This window comes from Streptomyces sp. NPDC051963 (assembly GCF_044593495.1).
Taxonomy (GTDB): Bacteria; Actinomycetota; Actinomycetes; order Streptomycetales; family Streptomycetaceae; genus Streptomyces.
In genome coordinates this window covers 445,415-466,490 of record NZ_JBIUCC010000002.1, presented here as the reverse complement: position 1 = coordinate 466,490, position 21,076 = coordinate 445,415, and the positions used below count along the sequence as shown (strand labels likewise).

The 21,076-nt window shown below is 70.1% G+C and carries 12 protein-coding genes; 7 read left to right on the top strand and 5 right to left on the bottom strand.

The features are described 5' to 3' along the window. Positions 1 to 417: 417 nt before the first annotated feature. Positions 418 to 5,118, top strand: a complete 4,701-nt coding sequence (locus ACIHFB_RS08530; protein WP_400126003.1) for an FG-GAP-like repeat-containing protein — start codon at positions 418 to 420, stop codon at positions 5,116 to 5,118. Between the two features lie 217 nt (positions 5,119 to 5,335). On the opposite strand, the gene ACIHFB_RS08525 is transcribed toward ACIHFB_RS08530, so the two are convergent. The 4 genes from ACIHFB_RS08525 to ACIHFB_RS08510 form a co-directional block, all read right to left on the bottom strand. Beyond that, positions 5,336 to 6,229: a RimK family alpha-L-glutamate ligase gene (locus ACIHFB_RS08525; RefSeq protein ID WP_400126001.1), complete on the bottom strand. Its 894-nt coding sequence runs from the start codon at positions 6,227 to 6,229 to the stop codon at positions 5,336 to 5,338. A 124-nt stretch (positions 6,230 to 6,353) separates the two neighbouring features. Continuing rightward, entirely contained in the window at positions 6,354 to 7,580 is a 1,227-nt protein-coding gene (locus tag ACIHFB_RS08520; protein ID WP_400125999.1) for an acyltransferase family protein, read from the bottom strand. Continuing rightward, a complete protein-coding gene (locus ACIHFB_RS08515) occupies positions 7,577 to 9,904 on the bottom strand; it encodes a glycosyltransferase (protein ID WP_400125997.1) in 2,328 nt (775 codons plus the stop codon). The genes ACIHFB_RS08520 and ACIHFB_RS08515 overlap by 4 nt, the downstream gene beginning before the upstream one ends. 170 nt (positions 9,905 to 10,074) lie before the next feature. Further along, entirely contained in the window at positions 10,075 to 11,601 is a 1,527-nt protein-coding gene (locus ACIHFB_RS08510; RefSeq protein WP_400125995.1) for a serine/threonine-protein kinase, read from the bottom strand. A gap of 188 nt (positions 11,602 to 11,789) precedes the next feature. On the opposite strand from ACIHFB_RS08510, the gene ACIHFB_RS08505 reads away from it, so the two are divergent. After that, positions 11,790 to 13,031, top strand: coding sequence for a serine hydrolase domain-containing protein (locus ACIHFB_RS08505; protein WP_365278661.1), 1,242 nt, complete (start codon positions 11,790 to 11,792; stop codon positions 13,029 to 13,031). A gap of 52 nt (positions 13,032 to 13,083) precedes the next feature. On the opposite strand, the gene ACIHFB_RS08500 is transcribed toward ACIHFB_RS08505, so the two are convergent. Beyond that, on the bottom strand, positions 13,084 to 13,791 hold the full coding sequence (locus ACIHFB_RS08500; protein ID WP_365278664.1) for a FadR/GntR family transcriptional regulator: 708 nt from the start codon (positions 13,789 to 13,791) through the stop codon (positions 13,084 to 13,086). A gap of 300 nt (positions 13,792 to 14,091) precedes the next feature. Between ACIHFB_RS08500 and ACIHFB_RS08495 the strand changes: the two genes are divergently transcribed. The 5 genes from ACIHFB_RS08495 (at position 14,092) to ACIHFB_RS08475 (ending at position 21,057) form a co-directional block, all read left to right on the top strand. After that, positions 14,092 to 15,471 carry an SLC13 family permease gene (locus tag ACIHFB_RS08495; RefSeq protein WP_400125992.1) on the top strand — a complete coding sequence of 460 codons (1,380 nt, stop codon included), beginning with the start codon at positions 14,092 to 14,094 and terminating at the stop codon, positions 15,469 to 15,471. A gap of 67 nt (positions 15,472 to 15,538) precedes the next feature. After that, the gene (locus ACIHFB_RS08490) at positions 15,539 to 16,996 is read left to right on the top strand and encodes an acyl-CoA synthetase (protein WP_400125991.1); all 1,458 of its coding nucleotides are present in this window, start codon (positions 15,539 to 15,541) and stop codon (positions 16,994 to 16,996) included. Further along, positions 16,989 to 18,410, top strand: coding sequence for a carboxyl transferase domain-containing protein (locus ACIHFB_RS08485; protein WP_365278673.1), 1,422 nt, complete (start codon positions 16,989 to 16,991; stop codon positions 18,408 to 18,410). Before ACIHFB_RS08490 ends, ACIHFB_RS08485 begins: the two co-directional genes overlap by 8 nt. 224 nt (positions 18,411 to 18,634) lie before the next feature. Beyond that, positions 18,635 to 19,672 (top strand): rod shape-determining protein, encoded by a 1,038-nt coding sequence (locus ACIHFB_RS08480; RefSeq protein ID WP_365278676.1) that lies wholly within the window; start codon positions 18,635 to 18,637, stop codon positions 19,670 to 19,672. Next, a complete protein-coding gene (locus ACIHFB_RS08475; RefSeq protein ID WP_400126754.1) occupies positions 19,669 to 21,057 on the top strand; it encodes a GAF domain-containing sensor histidine kinase in 1,389 nt (462 codons plus the stop codon). The genes ACIHFB_RS08480 and ACIHFB_RS08475 overlap by 4 nt, the downstream gene beginning before the upstream one ends. Positions 21,058 to 21,076: the final 19 nt, after the last annotated feature.

Sequence of the window (21,076 nt, the reverse complement as noted above, 5' to 3'; positions counted from 1 at the left end):
GCAAAGTGCAGACAAATCACCCGACGCGCCCTCGCCGGAGCAAATAGGAGGATAGCCAACCTCAAGTGGCAATCAGGGGCGAGTCGTTGGAGACGTATGAACGCTCGCGCGACCTATGCGACTCCTGCTAGAAATCGACTGAGGCACGCTCTGAAGACCGCTGAGCTACGCCGTCCAGGAGGCAGAAACCCTCTGGAAAACACCTGAGGAAATTGATCGGGATACGGGGAGAATACCTTGAATGCAAGGATGAAATATCCAGGAATAACCTTGCGGAGAACGGTGTCCTTCATTGCCGTAGCGGCAATTTACGCAGGACTTGCGCCACTTTCGCTCACCCACGCTTCGGCAGCGTCAAAAACAGCCGAACAAGCCCATTCTGCGCCATCACTGAAAGAGAGACAGAACGAGGAAGGAATGGTCGCCCGTGGAAAGGCGGCTGCCACGGGAGAGCGCGTCGAAATCATCTCCGAGCGAACCGAGACCGAAGAAGTCTTCGCCAACCCGGACGGCACTCTCACCGTCGAGCGCTCGCTTCTGCCCACACGTGTCCGGCAGCGGGGCGAACTCGTCCCCGTCGACACCTCACTGGCCGTACACGACAACGGCCGGCTCTCTCCCAAGGCGACAGGAACCACGCTCTCCTTCTCCAACGGTGGTGACGGCCCTCTCGCCACCATGGCCAAGGACGGCCGCGAGATCGTTCTCTCCTGGCCTGGCCGCCTCCCCCGCCCGACGCTCGCCGGAGACACGGCGACGTACTCCGAGGTCCTCCCAGGTATCGATCTGACGGTCACCGCCGCGGTGGACGCGTTCTCTCACGCCCTGGTCGTCAAGAACGCCGAGGCAGCCAGGAACCCGGCGCTCGCCGAGATCGACTTCGGTCTGACCGGCAAGGGACTGGACGTCACGGCGGAACCGACCGGAGAACTCAGCGCCCTCGATCCGACCGGCACCCCGATCTTCTCCGCGCCGAAGCCACGGATGTGGGACTCGGCCGGAACCGAATCGCGTGCGTCCACGGCCGCCTCCCGCACAGCCGACGGTTCCGAGAGCCGAAGCCTGCGGCCACTGGGCGATGTGCTGGACGGCGCCGCCGACAGCTCCCTCCAGTCCGATCTGGACGTGAGCCTGACCGGCCGTACGCTGACCCTGAAGCCCGACCTGGAGATGCTCGCCGACCCCGCGACCGTCTACCCCGTCGTCATCGACCCCGCCTGGGCCAAGGACTCCTGGAAGAACGCCTGGTCCATCGCATACAAGCACACGGCCTATCCCGGCTCGGAGAACACCGTGTACTGGAACGGTGGGACGCTGTCGGACGATGCCCGCGTCGGCTATGCGAACGACGACCTGAGGGGCGGCACGATCCGCGCCAACACCTACTTCCGGATCCCCACGTCCAGGGTCTGGAACAAGCAGATCCTTGAGTCGACACTGCGGATCAAGCAGACATACGCCGGTTCCTGGTCCTGCAAGTCCGGTGACATTCAGGTACGTACGATCGGCAAATCCCTCCCCACCAACATCAGTTGGAACAATCAGCCGTCGTGGGGCGACCTCGTCGACTCCTCCGGCGAGTCGTTCGGCGGCCGCAACTGCCCGGCGGACAGCGCCGGACTGGTGGAGTTCGACGTCACCTCGGCCATCAGCAAGGCCGCCAAGAGCCACTGGGGCAACTGGGCCTTTGTCCTGTCCTCGAAGAGCAACTCCATCGATGTCTCGTACCGGAAGTTCGATCCGGCCTCCGTCCGGGTGTCGACGCGCTACAACACCAAGCCCAACACGCCCACCGGCCGGTCGACCGACCCGTCCGTGCCGTGCACAGGTGGCACGTTCGGCACCACGGACTACGTAACGCTGCGAGCGAAGGTGAACGACGCCGAGGACAACAGCCTGACGGCCGAGTTCCAGTACAAGAAGCAGGGCGCGGAAAGGTGGATCCCGCTCAAGAAGAAGGCAAGCCGCGGGTCGGTCGCCGGCGTGCGGATCGATGGACAGTCCCTGTCCACCGGGGACTACGTATGGCGGGTCAGGGGAACCGACAGCACCCCAAGCAGCAGTGACTGGGCCGGTACCTGCAAGTTCACATATGACAAGACGCGTCCGTCCAAGCTGCCCGGGGTGTCCTCGAAGGAGTTCCCGGAGGAGGAGAACGGCAATCTCGCCCGCACCAATGGCACGTTCATATTCACTGCCCGTGGTGTCGCCGACGTCATCAGCTACGAATGGTGGACGGACTCGGACACCAAGGTCAGGACCGTCAAGGCCACCAAGCCCGGCGGACCTTCGGAGCCCGTGATCCACAAGCCGCTCAGTGCCGGACCGCAGTACATGTACGTGCGGAGCCTTGATGCCGCCTCGAACCGGTCGGATCTCAGGGAGTACCTCTTCTACCCGGTAGGCAAGGCCGAGCGGGACAAGCCGCGTGACCTCAACGGTGACGACACGACAGACATGTGGTCGGTCGACCCGGGGGACGGTGCTCTCTGGATGCACCCGGGGCAGGCCAACGGCAAGTTCGGCGTCGGCCAGCAGGCGGACGACACGTCGTTCGGCGAGGCTGTCACGACGCACTGGGGCAGTTGGGACGAGGACGCCTACGAGGACCTCGTCGCTCTACGGCCAGGCATGGAGGATCCCACCCTCAAAGAACTCTGGGTCTACGAGAACCGTGGCAACGGTCAGTTGGGCGGCGAGGACGACGCCCAACGCGAATTGACGGTCATCGTGGATGACGCCAACCACTGGCGCAATGCGGACCAGATCGTCGCCGTCGGCAGCTTCAATGACGACGACCCGGACGGCAAGATCACTGGCTCGGACGCTCCCGACCTCCTGGTGAAGTCCGCAGGGGAACTGTGGCTGTACTTCGGGAGCAGAGAGGCGGCGGGGTTCCTGGACGACGTTCCACCGGTCTCTCTCGGCAACGCCGACTGGCAGAACTTGACCCTGATGGCCCCCGGCGACCTCAACAAGGACGGCCTGCCGGAGCTCTGGGCTCGGGACACCAAGACCGGCAAGATCCATCAGTACACCAGCCGTCCCAACCCGGTCGCAGGTGACACCACTGCCGCCGATCTCACCGTCTACGGCGAGCCCGGCCCTCGCGAGACGTCGATCGGGATCGGCTTCACCGCCGCCACGTACCCGCACCTGTCGACCAACGGTGACTTCGAGGGCGACGGCTTCGTCGACCTATGGGCACGGGACGGCCAGGGCAGTTCCGTCGAGTTCCCAGGCAGGGCGCTCTCCGACGGCTCCGCCTTCGGCGCGGCCCGTCCCCTCGTCACCGGCGGCACCCCTTGGGCCGAGTGCCAGAACTTCAAGTCCTCGGCCACCGGCGAGCACACGCTGTGCGGCCCGATTCTCGCGAAGTACAAGGCGCTTGGAGGGCCGTCGGACTTCGGTTACCCCGACACCGACATCATGACGCCACCCGACAAGACCGGGCGGTACGTCCACTTCCGTAGCCCCGGGGCCACGGCCATCAACCGGTCCATCTACTGGAGCCCGGACACGGGCGCGTGGTCGGTGAGCGGCGCCATCTGGACCAAGTGGGGTGAGCTGGAGCGCGAGGCGGGCTACCTGGGCTATCCGACCTCGGACATGCGTCGCGCCGGCAATGGTTCCGGTCGCGTCACCACCTTCCGCAAAGCGGGCAAGGCCGGAGCCGTCTACTGGGAGCCCGATATCGGAGCCTTCGCGATCACTGGCCGCATCTACGCCAAGTACCGGGAGCTCGGCGGCCCGGTATTCATGGGCTTCCCTATGACGGACCAGAAGACGACATCCCCGAAGGCCGGTGCCTACCAGCGGTTCCGCGAACCCGGTGAGGACGACTACACGGCGTCCATGTTCTACAGCAGCGCCACCGGCGCCTGGCCGGTACTCGGCTCCGTTCAGAAGAAGTGGGAGGAACTCCGAGCGGAGGACGGCTGGCTGGGCTTCCCCACCTCGGTCGAGTACGAGGTGGCCGGTGGGGTCCGCACGGACTTCGAAGGCGGCTACATCCGGTGGAACCGCACAAGCGGAGTCGCAGGCGGGCACAAGGCTGACGACCGGACCGCACACCTGCGCACCGACCTGTCCGGTGATGTCAACGGCGACGGCCGCACCGACCTCATCACGGTCTACAACTACGAGAACGCGTCCACCCGGATACACGTCCTGACCGGCACCGCGGCCGGCGGATTCAATGCTCCGGACGAGGAACCGGCGTGGGCAAGCACCCGGGCCGGATACGACTACACCCGCAGCAAGTGGGCCGCGGGTGACTTCAATGGTGACGGCCGCGCGGATGTGGCGGGCTTTTACGGCAACGCCGACGGAAGCATCACTGTGTGGTCCTTCCTCGCCACGGCCGAAGGCACCTTCATGGAGACCAAGGCGCTGACGATCCCCAAAGGAAGCTGGGACTGGGACAAGACGACCCTGCTCGCCGGCGACATCAACGGCGACAAGCGGGCCGACCTCATCGCCTTCTACGACGAAGGAAACGGTACGACGAGCGCGCACAGGTTCCTTTCCAAGGCCGATGGCACGTTCAACGCTCCGGTGAATGTGTGGACGAGCAACGCCGGCTCCTGGCACTACGGGAGCGCCAAGTACGCGATCGGTGACACCAACGGAGACGGCAAGGACGATCTGATCGGCTTCTACGGCTACAGCACCGGAGCCGTCGCCCTCATGACGTTCCTCGCGACGACGGACGGTGCGATTGGCAACCCGTTCAGGTCGTGGAACGTTGAGCCGGGCAACTGGGCGTTCGAGCGTGTGGAGCTGACCAGCGGTGACTACAACGGCGACGGTCGCGCTGACGCCACCGCGATGTACGGCGAGGACGGGGGTGTCACCGGCCTGCGCACGTTCCCGGCCAAGGCGGACGGCGGGTTCGGAGACCCGCTGAGCAGTTGGCGTAGCAGTGCGGGCAGTTGGCACCTCGGCAATTCCGGCCAGCCGCTGTCCGGAGAAACTGATGGCGATGGGCGGGAGGATATCGCCGTCATGTACAACTATGCGAACGGCTCGACGAGGGCGATCTTCTTCCGCAGCCGGGAGGACGGCGGATCCGACGGTCCGCGAGGTTCCTGGTACGCAGAACCCGGTACCTGGTAGGGCCGCGGGCGACTGTACGAGAGGTGCCGCTGGACAGGAATGCAGGCGTCCAGCGGCGCTTCTCCGTCTGCGCTGGTTCGTGGACGGCACCCGGCTGATCCAGTTCGCCCGGCACAACGACATCTCCCTTGGGTCGGTGCTCGACCTCGGGTTGCCGTGTCTGTCACCTGCGGAGACGGTCCACAGGTGGACCTCAGTGGAGGTCACGCGGGACGACTCACTCGCGAGCAGAAGGGCCGCTTCCAGCGGCCGCAGCCAGAACCGCCTCGACCACACCCGCCACCGACCCCGGATGCAGGAACAGGAACAGATTCGGCTCGACCAGCTCCAGTTCCATCACGCATGGTTCGCCGTCGGGGCCGTCGACCAGGTCCACGCGTGCGTACAGCAACTCGGCCGGCTCCGGTACGGCGGTCAACGCTCGTTCGGCGACGGAGAGTTCGGTCGGGGTCGGGGTCCAGGGCTCGAGGTCGGGGTGGGCGACCTTGGTGGAGTCGTACGCGGTGCCGGGGGACAGGACCGCGCCCTTGCGGCTGGCGTGGAGGAAGTGGCCGCCGAAGAACTGGAGGGCGCGCTCGCCGCTGACGTCTATGCCGGTCAGGTACGGCTGCACCATCGCCGTGAGGTCCTCGGCGTGCATCCGCGCAAGGTGACGTAGGGCCGTGTCGTGGTCGTCGGGCGTGTAACGGGCGGCGTAGCGGGCGCCCGCGCCGGAGGTGGGCTTGATGACGTACTCGTGGTCGGTCGGGAGGTCGGCCGTGTCTCCGGGGGCGAGATACCTCGTCGGCACGACGGGCACTCCGGCCGCCGCGAGGTCCCCTAGGTACCGCTTGTCGGTGTTCCACCGCACGATCTCGACCGGATTCGCCAGCCGCGTGAGGGCCGCGCACTTCTGCGCCCACGCCAGGAATTCGTCCGCCCGCCAGCTGTAGTCCCAGGTCGAGCGGAGGACGGCGAGGTCGTAGGCGGCCCAGTCGGCGTCGGGGTCGTCCCAGTGCACGGCGTCCGCCTCTGCCCCTGCCTCGCGCAGCGCCCGCAGCAGTACGGGGAGGTCGGCGTCCTTGCTGGGCTCCGGTCGGGGGTCGTAGGTGACGAGGGCGACTCGGGGCACGGCGGGACTCCAATTCTCTGCGGCTCGGCTCGCCCGCAGGCTAACCTCGCGCCCCGCGGCCGGGACAATCCATTTCACGGACGTGATCCCGGTCGCGGAGCGGTCAGCGGTCAGCGATTCCGGTTCAGGAGCCGTAGAAGTCCCGCGAGCGCCCCCGCCGGTCCCGTGCCCTGGCCAGCAAGCTGCCCGGGTACTCCACCGCCCAGTAGCTCACCGTCGCCGTGAGCAAGGCCATGATCGTGACGATCACGACGGCCAGGGGGAAGCCCGACTTCGAGTGTTCGGAGGGGAGCAGGCCGGTGTCGTAGAGGAAGAGCATGACCGGCTCGTGCCAGATGTACAGGCTGTAGCTGATCAGCCCGACGGCGGTGAGCCAGCGGGCCCGTAGGGCGCCCTGCCAGCGTGGTTGCACGCTGTTGTGGAGGATGGCGTACAGCAGCGCGAACCAGAGCAGGGCCGCCAGCGGGTGGTAGTACGTGCGCCAGAAGCCCTCGGGGCCGGTGGCGTGGGCGATGTACGACAGGGCGTACAGGCCGGTTGCCGCGGTCGCCGTCAGTGCCGTCGCCGTGCGCACGCCCAGCCGTCCGCGGTCCTCCGCGGCGACCAGCAGCACCGCGAGGCCCATGCCGGCCGCGAAGCCGCCGAAGCGGGCCTGCGGGCCGAAGTAGACGGGCCAGTCGGTGTGCGGGATGCCGAGGACGTAGTGGGCCAGGGAGATCCACACCAACGGGAAGGTGTACAGGGCAGCGCAGCCCGCCGCGCAGGCCGTGATGCGGGCCCGGCGGGTGGTCAGGCGGTGGCAGGCGCGGATCGCGAGCGGGCCTACGGCGATCAGGACCAGGTAGAAGCTGATCTCCAGGGACAGGGACCAGGTCGGGCCCAGGGTGTAGAAGATCCGCTCGCGGTCGAAGATGTGCGTGAACGTGAGGTGTTCGAGCAGGTCGCGCCAGTCGCCGGGTAGGGTCGGATTGCGGCTCGCCCAGACGACCAGCACCGCCGTCACGTACACCGGCAGGATCCGGATCGCCCGCCGGAACAGGAAGTCCCGGCCCGTGCGGACGCTGCCCTCGCCGTCGATCGCGGCGCGTGCGTACGGGAGCGTGAGCAGGTACGCCGACATCACGAAGAAGAGGTCGATGACCTCAAGGGAGAGCAGCGCGGCCAAGTGGGGGTTGTCGACAGGGGGATGGCCGCCTGCCGCGTCGTAGACGTAGTACTGCTGCCAGACATGGAAGGCGACGGTGCTGAGGGCGGCGAGGCCCCGGACGCCCTGGAGTTCCTGGGTGCGGGTGCGCTTGCGGGTTCGGGTGGGTACGGGTCGTGTCTCGGGCGGAGCTTCTGTCACCGTCATCGCGCCACCGCCTTCGCCACCGCACGCGGCGTGACCCGCCAACGGCGGTCGCCCAGCAGCTCCTTGAGGTGTGACTCGCGGGCCACCATGTTCTTGAAGTGGGTGTAGAAGACGGTGGACACCAGCAGGTAGCGCCAGAACCAGCCGCGGCGGCGGTGCAGTTCGGGCACGGCGAGCCGCCACGCGAACGCCGCCTGCACCGCGCCGGCCGAGATGGTGAACGCGGCGGCGAGCAGGCAGGTGGGTACCGCCCAGTCGATCCGGTCCACGCCGCCCGCACGCCACACGGAGTGCAGCAGGATCGCGGGGATCTGGAGGGTCAGCCAGGGCTGCACCTCGCGCCAGCCGAGCAGCACGAACAGGCCTGTTTTCTGGCGGGCGGTGAAGGCGTCCGAGCGCAGCGCCCGCCACAGGTGGCGCAGCGACACCTGGAGCCAGCCCTGCGCCCAGCGCGAGCGCTGGTTCCACAGCGGACGCAGGGTCGTCGGCGCCAACTCCCGGGAGATCAGCGTCCGGTCCACGGCGATCCGCGCGCCCTGGGTCAACGCGCGTAGCGTCGAATCGATGTCCTCGGTCAGCATCGAGCCGTGCATGCGGGTACGGGCGAGGACGTCGGTGCGCCAGAAGCCGTTGGAGCCGCCGAAGATGCCGAAGCCGTACATCCGGGCCCGGCCGGGATGGCTGACCGCGTAGATCGCCTCGAACTCGGCGGCCACCTGCCGCGCCACCCAGGAGCCGTCGCCGTTGCGGATCACACAGTGGCCCTGCACGACGTCGTGGCCGTTGGACAGCCAGTCCCAGGCGTGCCGGAAGGCGTCCGGCGCGGGATGGTGGTCGGCGTCGAAGATCCCGACGAACTCGCCGCGTACGTGGGTGACGGCGGCGTTGATGTTCTGCGCCTTGGAGGTGCTGCCCGGCACCTGGAGCAGGACCAGGCGCGGGTCACGGGCGGCGACGGCCCGCAGGGTGTCCTCGACCGGCAGCGGATGCGGCGTGTTGTACGCGAGGACGATCTCCAGGTCGCCGGGGTAGTCGAGGCTCAGGAACGACCCGACGGTGTCGACGATCGTCGCCGCCTCGTTCGGCAGATACGCGGCGATGACGGCACTCGCGGGCGGATACGGCTGCCCGGGCTCGGCGGGCCGTCCGGGCGCGTCGAGCGAGAAGAGGCACTCCAGGATGATCAGCGCCGCCGACAGCAGCAGCCCGGCCACCACCACCCAGTACACGACTCCGGCGAGGTCCCAGCCGAGCACGTCGTACGTCTGCTCGTAGAGCAGGAAAGGGGCGCCGATGCCGACCAGCAGGGCCAGCAGCGGGGACGTCGCGAGCAGCAACGGCCGTATACGAGGGCGGCGTCGACGGCGGTGCGGGGTGCTGGCCCGCATCCACGGTTCGTAGCGGACGGGCCGCAGGTCCCGGTGGCGCAGCGCCTCGGCGACCGCGGCGACGGACTGGGCCGTGACGTGGCCTGCCTCGCCGTCCTGATCGGCCAGTGGGACCCAGCCGACGGCCGGGGTCAGCCGTACGTTCTCGTCGGCCACGACGAACCGGGTGCCCGCCGCGGTGGTCGCGAACTGGTGCAGCCGGCGCCGGGCCGTCTCCTCGTCGAGGGCCGGCATCAGGACCAGCAGCCGCCCGTCCTCGTCCCGGCCGAGCCGGTCGCAGCCGCCGCCGAGCCGCTCGACGACCTGCGCGAGCCGCTCGGCCACCTCCTGCCGGACCCGCGGCCCGAACCGCTCCTCCAGCGTGGCCATTTCGGCGACCTGGACGACGGCGAGGACCCCGGCGCGCCGGCCGGTGACCGGGCGGCGGAGTTCACGGTCGAGTTCGGCGCGGAAGTGGGGCGCGGAGTACAGGCCCGTACGCGGGTCCAGGGCCAGCCGTTCGACGGGTACCGGGACTCGGTTGAGCTTGGCGGTGATGCGCGCGGACAGTTCCAACGGGTCGGAGGCGTCCGGTACGCAGTCGTCGGCGCCGTGGGTCAACAGGTCGGCCACGGCGGCCGGTCGGCTACCGTCGGTGACCATGAGCAGCGGGACGGTCTGTCCCTCGGGGGCGGTACGGATCTCCCGGACGACGTCGACGCCCCGGGCGTACTCGTCGAGCGCGACGATCGCGTCCGGCGGGGCCTGGCGGACCTGCCGGTTCACGTCACCGGGCAGGGCGTGGACGACTTCGTAGCCGGTCGATTCGAGGGTGCGGGTGAGCCGTTCGCGCCTCGGGCCGGGGGTACCGACCGTGAGAACACGTCCGGCCGCCTCCGTCGGAGGGCAGGCCACAGCGTCCCGGGGCGCGGGTGCGCGCCTCAGTTGGGTGTGCATGTATGTGGGTCCAATCCTGTTCGGATGTGGGGGGAGGACCTGATGTGTTGTGCGTGGTGCGATTGTTGTGCGATGCACCAGCCTCGGTGACCGCTGTGACACTGCCCCTTCAGCGGCGTAACACTTTTATGTCGTGTTCATGCCCAAATTGCGGAGGCGGGACGGTGCCGTCAGCCGTTGTCGCTGACGCGAACTCCGTTGGCGGCGGTGTCGAAGACCGGTCGGTACTTGTGCCATTGCGCGTTCGGCGCGGAGAGGTAGACCACGTACTGGGTGCCCTCGGTGCTGGAGAACGCCAACTCCGCCGCCCGGTACTTCCGCGCTCTGCCGTCGAAGGTGAACTCCCAGTACCCGGCGGGTCGTCCGCGGAAGGTCGTCTCGGCCATCCGCACCCGTTCATAGCCGGGGTTGTCGCGGGCGGTCTGCTCCTCTTCCGTCTCGCGCCAGTGCCGCAGCGGATCGGTGCCTGCGAACTCGACGACGTTGACCCTGAGCCCCACCAGGCCGGACGGGTCGATGTAGACGACTTCGCCGCCGGCCAGCGTCTGCCGGGTCCAGCCGTCCCGTACGGGCACGGAGAAGCCGTCGCCCGCCTTCTCGAGGTGATATCCGGCGGGCACGGGCGGCGGGGTGGAGCCGGCGCCGGGAGAAGCGGAGGCGGAGGCACTGGACCCGGACGGGCGGGAACTCGGCTCATCGGCACCGCCCTTGACCCACCACAGCGCGCCGCCCGTCACGGCGGCGGCGAGGGCCACGGCCACGACCGACCGCACCACCGCGCGCCGAGGGTTGGCGCTGCCCGTTCGTGCGGGAGGGGAGGCGGGAGCGGAGGGGGTGCCGGCACGGTCCGACCGCGTGGGCGGATCGAGGTGGGCGGTGCGTGTGCCGGTCACCTCGCCCAGGCGGCGTTCGACCTCGTGAACGTCCATGCGCTGCTCGGGTTCCTTGACGAGCAGACCCTCGATCACCGGGGCCAGGTCCCGGGCGTTGCGCGGTGACTCGTACGGATCCGTTGCGATGGCGTACGCGGTCTCGATCGGGGTGTCGCGGCCGAACGGGTGCCGCCCCTCGACCGCCTGGTACAGCGTCGCCCCCAGCGCCCACAGGTCACTGGCGGGGCCGGGCTCGGCGCCCCGGAGACGTTCGGGCGAGAGATAGCGGATGGAGCCGATCAGCTCGCCGGGCTTGGTCAGTGAGGACGTTCCCGACTCCATGGCGATCCCGAAGTCGGTGAGGACGATCCGCCCGCCGTTGCCGAGCAGCACGTTGGCGGGTTTGACGTCCCGGTGCAGGACCCCGGCGTCGTGGGCGGCACGCAGGGCCGCGGCCATGGCCAGCCCGATCCGGGCCGCTTCTTCGGGCGGCAGCGCGCCCATCCGCTTCATGACGTCACTCAACGTGACCGAAGGGACGTACTCCATGACGATGCACGGCAGGCCCTCGTCGTCGACGACGTCGTGCACCACGATCACGTTGGGGTGGGTGATCCGGGCGGCGCTGCGGGCCTCACGGCGGGTGCGCTCGTGGAGCGTGTGGACCTCGTCGTCATGCAGGTGCGGCGGAATGTGCAGCTTCTTCACGGCGACATGGCGGCCGAGCAGCTTGTCCTCGGCCCGCCACACGGTGCCCATGCCGCCACTGCCCACCCGCTCCACCAGCAGGTACCGGCCGGCGACGAGCCGTCCAAGATCGGACACCGAGACAGTCACCCTTCTCTGCTTCCCGTTCGCGAACAGTCGAGGTCGAGGACGCACGATAACCCATTCGGGTTCACGGACAGGGCAGCCGGTCGACCGGGCGGTGGGTGGGGCTACCCCCAGCTTCGAGGTTCGGGGCTGCCGGATGGGCCTGCGGATTGGCGCTGCGTAGCGTCCCAGGTGTGTTGATGACCGTGCGGAAACAGTTGGGCCGGCTGGCCCGGCCGAGGGTGGCACTGGCCGTGGCCGGTGTCGTAGCAGTCGGAATCACCGCCGTGCTCGGCTCGGCGGCCTGGGCGCTGGGCGGCGACGCCGGCCCGGCGATCGACGGCCGGTTGCAGCGGGATGCCGCTGCGGTGCGGGACACCGGCGCCTCCGGTCTGATCGTGCAGGCGCGGGACGCCGGCGGGCGGAACCGTGAGGCGAGGGCGGGTGTGCGGGATCTGGAACAGGGTGGGAGGGTCCCGTTCGACGCGTACTACCGGATCGGCAGCGACACCAAGACCTTCGTGGCCGTGGTCGCTCTCCAGCTGGTGGCCGAGGGCGAGTTGAGCCTCGACGACACCGTCGAGAAGTGGCTGCCCGGGGTGGTGACCGGCAACGGCAACGACGGGAGCCGTGTCACCGTCCGCAATCTGCTCCAGCACACCAGCGGCCTGCCGAACTACACGGACGTGCTGTTCAGCGACCCCGCGGAACTGACGCCCGAGAACTACCGCGCGAAACGGTTCACGGCGCGCACCCCCGCCGAACAGGTCGCGTTGGCCATGACGCGCGCTCCCGGCTGGCTGCCGGACGCCGGGGATCCCGGGTCCGAGACCCGGTGGGCGTACTCCAACACCAACTACGTGCTGATCGGCATGATCGTCGAGCGGGCCACCGGACGCCCCTGGGAGCAGGCGGTCCACGAGGGGATCATCGAGCCGCTCGGTCTGCGCCACACCCTGACCATGGGCACCTCCGCCTACATCCCACTGCCCACCGCCACCGCCTACCTCCAGTTCCCCGGACGCGACGACCTCACCGACACCACGCTCCAGGTGGACGGCGGTGCGGACGGCGGCATCGTCAGCACCACCACCGACATGAACACCTTCCTCCGGGCCCTGATGGACGGCAGGTTGCTGCCGGCCGAGCAGCTGGAGCAGATGCGCACCACCGTGCCCGCACCCGACTTCTCCGGCGGCGACAAGGCCCGCTACGGACTCGGCATCGCCTGGCGGCCGGTCGCGGGCTGCGACGCGGGCGTCTGGTACCACGGCGGCACCTCCTTCGGCACCATCTCCGAGGCCGCCGTCACCCCGGACGGCGACGTCTCCGCCGCCGCTGCCGTCTTCACCACCCGCTTCGGCGACCAGGAGCGCTCCGCGGAGCAGGACAAGGCGACGTACGCCATGATCGAGAACGCTGTGTGCGGAGAGCGCCGTTAGTCGGGCGTAGGGGGATCAGCGGGCCGAGTCGGCCTGGGCTGGAGCCTCGCGGCTACTCCCCCTCGCCCGGATCCCAGTCCAGCAACCGCACCTTCGCCACTGTCCGGACATGCCGCCGCATCGCCGCGGCGGCCGCTCCCGCGCGGCGGTCGGTGATCGCGTCGAGGATGGCCTCGTGCTGGGCGTACGAGCGGGTGGGGCGGCCGGGCTGGCGGAGGGACTCGGTGCGGCTCTCGGCGATCTGGTCGGAGATGGAGCGCATGAACTCGGCGAGGATGCTGCTGTGCGCGGCCGCGGTGACCGCCGCGTGGAACAGGCGGTCGCCGTCGACGCCGTGCCGGCCCTGCTCGATCTCCTCGGCCATGTGGGCGAGCGCCTGACGCATCGCCGTCAGGTCCTCCTCCGTGCGGCGCTCTGCGGCCAGTTCGGCGAGTTTGGTCTCCAGGGCCTCGCGGGCGTCGAGGACATCGGGGAGGCGCTGTCGGCGCTCGACCAGCTTCTCCACGGGCTCGACGTCGAGGCTGTCCCGGACGAGGTACGTGCCGCCCCCGTGCCGCGCCTCCACCAGGCCCTGTACCTCCAGGACCACGATGGCCTGCTTGACCGAGGCCCGGCTGACGCCCAGGCGTTGGGCGAGGTCGCGCTCGGGCGGGAGACGGTCGCCGGCCTTGAGGCCGCCCTCGGTCACGTAGTCACGGAGGCGGTCGAGTACCTGCTCGTAGAGGCGCTGCTTGGTCATGGGGCGCAGGGCATCGGTCACGGGGTCCCCCCTCTCTTGGGGAGAGTAACACCGGGTGGTCGAGTGGATCAGTGGCCCAGTGGATCAATGGTCGAGTGGAAGAGTGGCTCAGCCAATTTACGCGAGACCCCTTGACGCGCCCGGCGACCGGGCCCACGCTATCGAGCCAACAGAGGCCAAGTGGCTCAGCCACTCGACCACTCATCCCGGCCAGGCCGACCACTCGTCCCAGCCCAGCCCCACCACTCCCCCAATCAGCCCCACCACTCACCCCAACCAGCCCCACCCCCACCGCTCCGGGACCCAAAGACGGGAGCCCGTATGTCCTCCGAGCTCATCTCGATCCTCGTGCTCGTCGTGGTGTTCGTCATCGCCACCACGCGTTCCATCAACATGGGCGCGCTCGCCTTCGCCGCCGCCTTCGTGGTGGGCGAGCTCGTCGCCGACCTCGACGCGGACGGCATCTTCGCCGGCTTCCCCGGGGACCTGTTCGTCGTCCTCGTCGGCGTGACGTATCTGTTCGCGATCGCGCGGGCCAACGGCACCACCGACTGGCTGGTGCATGCGGCCATCCGGCTCGTACGGGGGCGGGTGGCGCTGATCCCCTGGGTGATGTTCGCGATCACCGGGGCGCTCACCGCGATCGGCGCGGTCAGTCCGGCCGCGGTCGCGATCGTCGCGCCCATCGCGCTGAGCTTCGCCTCCCGCTACGGGATCAGCCCACTGCTGATGGGCGCGATGGTGGTGCACGGCGCCCAGGCCGGCGGCTTCTCGCCGATCAGCATCTACGGTTCTATCGTCAACGGGATCGTGGAGCGCGAGAAGCTCCCCGGCAACGAACTCGCCCTCTTCCTCGCCTCGCTCTTCGTCAACCTCGCCATCGCGGCCGTGGTGTTCGTCCTCTTCGGCGGGCTGAAGCTGTGGGCGCAGGGCGCGGTGCCGTTGGAGACCGGGGCCGATGCGGATGGCCCCGAGGGCAGCGGCACCGGCAGCAGCAGCAGCGGTACGGGGAAGCAGGGCCCGGCGCCCGAAGGTACGGGCACCTCCCCCGCCCCCACCACAACCGCCGTGGTCACCCGCCCCGACGCCCCCGACGACGTCCGCCTCACCCCCGCCCGGATCACCACCCTCGTCGCCCTGGTCGCCCTCGTCGTCGCCGTGCTCGCCTTCGATCTCGACGCGGGTCTGACCGCGATCACCCTCGCCGTGGTCCTCAGCGCCGCCTGGCCGGAGGACAGCAAGAAGGCGGTCGGGCAGATCGCTTGGCCCACGGTCCTGGTGATCTGCGGTGTCCTCACCTACGTCGGCGTGCTCCAGGAGATGGGCACGATCACCTGGGCCGGCGAGGGCGTCAGCGACATCGGCGTCCCGCTGCTGTCCGCCGTGCTGCTGTGCTACATCGGCGCGATCGTCTCGGCGTTCGCCTCGTCCGTGGGGATCATGGGCGCGCTGATTCCGCTCGCGGTGCCGTTCCTGGCGGAGGGGGAGATCGGGGCGGTCGGGATGGTGGCGGCGTTCGCGGTGTCGGCGACGGTCGTGGACGTCAGCCCGTTCTCGACGAACGGCGCGCTGGTGCTGGCCGCCGCGCCCGACGTGGACCGCGAGCGATTCTTTAGGCAGCTGATGGTGTACGGAGGGATCGTGGTGGCGACGGTACCGGCGGTGGTGTGGCTGGTGCTGGTCGTGCCCGGCTGGGGGTAGGTCCCGATAGGTCCCGGTAGGTCCCGTACCCGCCGGCTCAGTGACACAACAGACAGGAGTACGACGCGTGTCCTCTCTCTTCTCCGCTCTGACCGAGGGCCCGACCGACCGGCCCGCGCTGCGGTTCGGCGACCGCTCCCTGACCTACGGGCAGCTCGCCGCCGCGGCGGGCGTGACGGCCGGGAGAATCCGGGGCGCGGGACGGGTGGCCGTGTGGGCTACCCCGGCGCTGGAGACGGCCGTCGCCGTGGTGGCGGCGCTGGAGGCCGGGGTGGCCGTCGTACCACTGAACCCGAAGTCGGGCGAGAAGGAGCTCGGGCACATCCTGGCCGACAGCGCCCCGTCGGCCGTACTGACCGCCCCGGGCACCGAACTCCCCTCCCCGCTGGGCGACTTGCCGCGCATCGACGTACAGGCGACGCAAGCCACCGGCACCCCCGCCCCCACCCCCGCCCCCTCGGTCTCCCCGGAGGACGCGGCCCTCGTCGTCTACACCTCCGGCACCACCGGCCCGCCCAAGGGCGCCGTCCTCCCGCGCCGCGCGATCGCCACCACCCTGGACGCGCTCGCCGACGCCTGGCAGTGGACCGGCGACGACGTACTGGTCCACGGTCTCCCCCTGTTCCACGTGCACGGTCTCGTCCTGGGCATCCTCGGCCCGCTGCGCCGCGGCGGATCCGTGCGCCATCTCGGCCGCTTCACCACGGACGGTGTGACACGCGAGCTGAACGACGGCGCGACCATGCTGTTCGGCGTACCGACGATGTACCACCGCATCGCCCAAACCCTCCCCGACGACCCGGAGTTGGCGAAGGCCCTCGCCCGTGCCCGGCTGCTCGTCTCCGGGTCGGCCGCGCTGCCCGTGCACGACCACGAGCGGATCGCGGCGGCGACGGGACGCCGGGTGATCGAGCGGTACGGCATGACGGAGACGCTGATGAACACCAGCGTGCGGGCCGACGGGGAGCCGCGGGCGGGGACGGTGGGCGTACCGCTGCCCGGTGTCGAGCTGCGGCTCGTCGAGGAGGACGGGGCGCCGATCACGTCGTACGACGGCGAGACGGTGGGCGAGATCCAGGTGCGCGGGCCGAACCTGTTCACCGAGTACCTCAACCGGCCGGACGCGACGGCCGCCGCCTTCACGGCCGACGGCTGGTTCCGCACCGGCGACATGGCGGTGCGGGACCCCGACGGCTATGTCCGGATCGTCGGCCGCAAGGCCACCGACCTGATCAAGAGCGGGGGTTACAAGATCGGGGCGGGCGAGATCGAGAACGCACTGCTGGAGCACCACGGCGTGCGGGAGGCCGCGGTCACCGGTGAGCCCGACGCCGACCTCGGCGAGCGGATCGTCGCCTGGATCGTTCCGGCGGACCCCCAATCCCCGCCCGCCATCGAGGAGTTGGCCGACCACGTGGCCCGCCGCCTCGCCCCGCACAAGCGGCCGCGCGTCGTCCACCACCTCGACGCCCTCCCCCGCAACGACATGGGGAAGATCATGAAGCGGGCGCTGCCTCGTGGCTGACGGTCTCTCCGCACGCGAGACGATCGCCCTCGTCACCGACGACTTCACCGAACTCCCGCCCCCTGCAAGGGAGTCCGGGCCCGACGGCCCGCTCTCCTGGCACGGCTACGACGCCTCGCGCGCCCGCGCCGCCGAACGCACCGGCGAGCAGGAGTCCGTCGTCTGCGGCACGGCACACGTCGAGGGCACGCGCGCGGCCCTGCTCGCCTTCGAGTTCGGCTTCCTGGGCGGCTCGTTGGGCGAGCGCACCGGCGACCGGCTGGAGGCGGCGTACGCACACGCCCGCGCCCACCGCCTCCCGGTCGTCCCGCTCGTCGCCACCGGCGGCAGCCGGATGCAGGAGGGCATGCTCGCACTCACCCAACTCCAGCGCGTGGCCCGGCAGTCCGTCCTCACCCGCGAGGCGGGCCTGCCCCAGATCGCCGTGCTCCGCGACCCGACGACCGGCGGCGGCTGGGCCACCCTCGGCGCGGGCGCCGACATCATCCTCGCCCTGCCCGGCGCCCAGGTCGGCTTCGCCGGCTCCCGCGTCCGCCCACCGAACGCCGACCCCGCCGCGTACACGGCAGAGGCGCAGGTGGCAGCGGGCGCGGCGGACACGGTCGTACGACCGGAGGAACTGCGGAAGACACTGGGACGATGGCTGAGGCTGCTGACGGGATCGTCGACACAGGCGGCGCCGGTGCCACGGGCACCGGGCGCGGCGGAGGTCGGGGCCACGGACGGCAGCACACACCAAACCCCCCACACCAGCCGCACCCCACAACCCCCCTCCCTCACCGACACCCCACCCCTCCCGCCCACGGGCTGGAACGCCGTCCAGCGCGCCCGTTCCCCTCAACGCCCCCGCGCCAAGGCCTACTTGGACGCCTATTTCACCCACCGAGTCGCCCTCGCCGGCGACCGTTGCGGTGGCACCGACGCGGGGATGCTCTGCGGGTTCGGCGAGCATGACGGGCGTACGGTCGCGTATGCGGCGCAGGCCGGGACGGCGACGCGGCCGGCCGGTTACCGTACGGCCGCCCGGCTGATCCGTCTCGCCGACCGGCTCGGCATCCCCGTGCTGACCCTCGTCGACACCCCCGGTGCGGCGAACGACGCGGAGGCGGAGCGGCAGGGCGTGGGCGGCGCCGTCGCGGATCTGTTCGCCGCGGTGGCGGCCGCACGGACGCCGATCACCAGCCTCCTCATCGGCGAGGGCGGCTCGGGCGGCGCGCTGGCGCTGGCGGCGCCCGGCAACACCTGGGCCACGCCGGACAGTTACTTCTCGGTGATCGCACCGGAGCTCGCGGCGGCGATCCTGAAGCGCCCGCCGGCCGAGGTCGAGGCGACGGCGGACCAACTCCGGATCCGGCCTCAGGACTTGGTAGAGCTGGGCGTGATCCGAGGTGTTACGGACACCGGGCGTTCCTGAAGGCCCGGATGATGGCGCCGCTTCCCGTCCGAGGGAGGCGACGCGCCGCACAACCGTCAGAAATCACCCGTCCAGCCGCACCCCGCCCGGCCCCCCACAACAGGCGCCCCCCACCTCCGCCCCCGCACGATGCCAGGGAGAGGTTCGCCGTCCGGCGGCCCGCGAAACGAGGCCCGGCCACCCCACCCGGCGGCCGCCACGGTCTGCACTCGGGAGGATCTGCCGTGACCGAAAGTCTGGGGCAGTTGCGCCGCTGCCATCTCGCCGTCGACCTGGGGGCGGCACGGACCCGGGTCTATGTGAAGGGCGCCGGGCTCGTCGTCGACCAGCCGTCGGCGGCGGCCGTGAACACCAAGACCGGGGCGCTGATCGCGGTCGGGGAGTTCGCGGAGAAGATGACGGGCCGTACGCCGCACTACATCCGGGTCGTGCGACCCGTGTCAGGCGGCAGCGTCGTCGACATCGAGATGGCGCAGCGGATGCTGCGGCATCTGCTCGGTGACAAGATCCGCCGTTCGCTGCGCCGCAAGCCGATACTGCGTGCCGCCGCCTGCACTCCGCACGACGCGGACCCGCTGGCCCAGCGGGCGACGATCGAGACGCTGGTCGGGCTGGGTGCCCGGCGGGTCGAGCTGGTGGACACGCTGATCGCCGCGGCCGTCGGCTGCGGGCTGCCCGTCGAGCAGCCGGAGGCCACGATGGTGCTGGTGTGCGGGGCGGCGGCCACGCAGATCGCCGTACTCTCGCTGGGTTCGATCGTGACCGCCGAGCGGATCTCCGTGGGCGGCGAGGCGGTCGACCACGCAATCGTGCAGCACCTGCGGCACGAGCACGAACTGATGCTGCCGAGCCAGTCCGTACGGCCGCTGCAACTCGCCCTCTCCGGCAACGGGCTCACGCCCCACGGGCCCACCTCCACCGAGATCCACGGACGTGACGTCGCCACCGGTCTGGCCCGTTCTGTACAGGTCGACACCGCCGCCGTACGCGAATGCATCACGACCCCGCTGACGGCCGTGCTCGACGGCATCGGCAAGGTGCTGCGGGACTGCCCGCCCGACCTGGTGGCCGACCTCGCCGACCGCGGGATCACGATGGTCGGCGGAAGCGCGCTGCTGCCCGGACTCGACCAGATGCTGCGGCAGTTCACCGGTATGCCGGTGCACATCGCGGAACGGCCCGACGTATGTGCCGTACAGGGTCTCGGCTACATGCTGGAGGGCAAGATCGAGCCGCTGGCGCTCGACACGTCGACGAACTGACCGTGCCCGAGGACTCCCTGCCGGCGCTCCTCGAAGCCGTCCTCGGTGTCGGCACCGACCTCGAACTGCGCACCACGCTCCAGCACATAGTGGACTGTGCCGCCGAACTCACCGGCGCCCGGTTCGCGGCACTGGTGCCCGTGCAGGACGGGGGCGACGGTCCCCATCCGTCCGACACGGTCAGGGTGCCGGTCCGTGTGCAGGACGAGGAGTTCGGGAACCTCCACCTCGCCCAGAAGCGCGACGGCAACCCGTTCACCCGCGAGGACGAGCAGCTGCTGCGGGTCCTCGCCGTGCAGGCCGGTATCGCGATCGGCAACGCCCGGCTGTACGAGACGGCACGGCAGCGCGAGCGCTGGATCGACGGCGCCGGCGCCGTCACGACCGCGCTGCTCAGCGGGGAGACCGCCGCCGACGCGCTGATGACGGTCGCCGAACGGGCCCGTCTCCTCGCCGACGCCGTAGCGGGCGTCATCCTCCAGCCGACCGCAGAGGGCGGCATGGAGATCGTGACGGCGTCGACGTACGAGGATCCCGGCGACATCGTCGGCACGACCATCGAGCCCGGCAGCCCGGTCCTGGAACAACTCCTGGGCGGGGAGCCGGTGTTCGTCGAGGACTCGGCGTCCGACCCGCGCATGACGACGCATGTACGGCACCGGTTCGGCCCCAGCATGATGCTGCCGCTCCAGGCCGACGGCCGTCTGATCGGCACCCTCGCCCTGCCCCGCCGCCGCGGCGACCGCCCGTACACGGCCGTCGAGCGGCTCCTCGCCACGCAGTTCGCCTCCCAGGCCGCCCTCGCCCTCGTCCTCGCCGACACCCGGCACCGCCGCGAACGCCTCGCGGTCTACGAGGACCGCGACCGCATCGCCCGCGACCTGCACGACCTCGTCGTCCAACGGCTGTTCGCCACCGGCCTGATGCTGGAGTCCACCCGGCGCCGCGGCGGGGCGGAGGACGTCCAGGAGACCCTCGGCCGGGCGGTCGACGAACTCCAGTCGACGATCCAGGAGGTCCGTACGACGATCTTCGCGCTCCAGCAGCCGCCCGCCGAGGCGCCAACCACCTTCCGCGGCAAGGTACTTCGCGAAGCGGCGGGCGCCGCCGCCCTGCTCGGATTCCAGCCGTCCACCCACTTCACCGGCCCCGTGGACAACCTCATCCCGAACAACACGGCCACCCACCTCCTCACCGCCCTCCGCCGAGCCCTCACCACCGCCTCCCACCGCCCCCACGTCTCCCGCATCGACATCACCATCGACGCCACAACCACCCTCCCCGAGGGCAACCGCCCCGGCGTGCGGCTGACGGTGTACGACGACGGCACGACGGACAACGGCGACGGCACGGGAACGACGGTGACGTGGCAGGCGCCGCTGTGATCGCGCCGCCCGCCGCGCC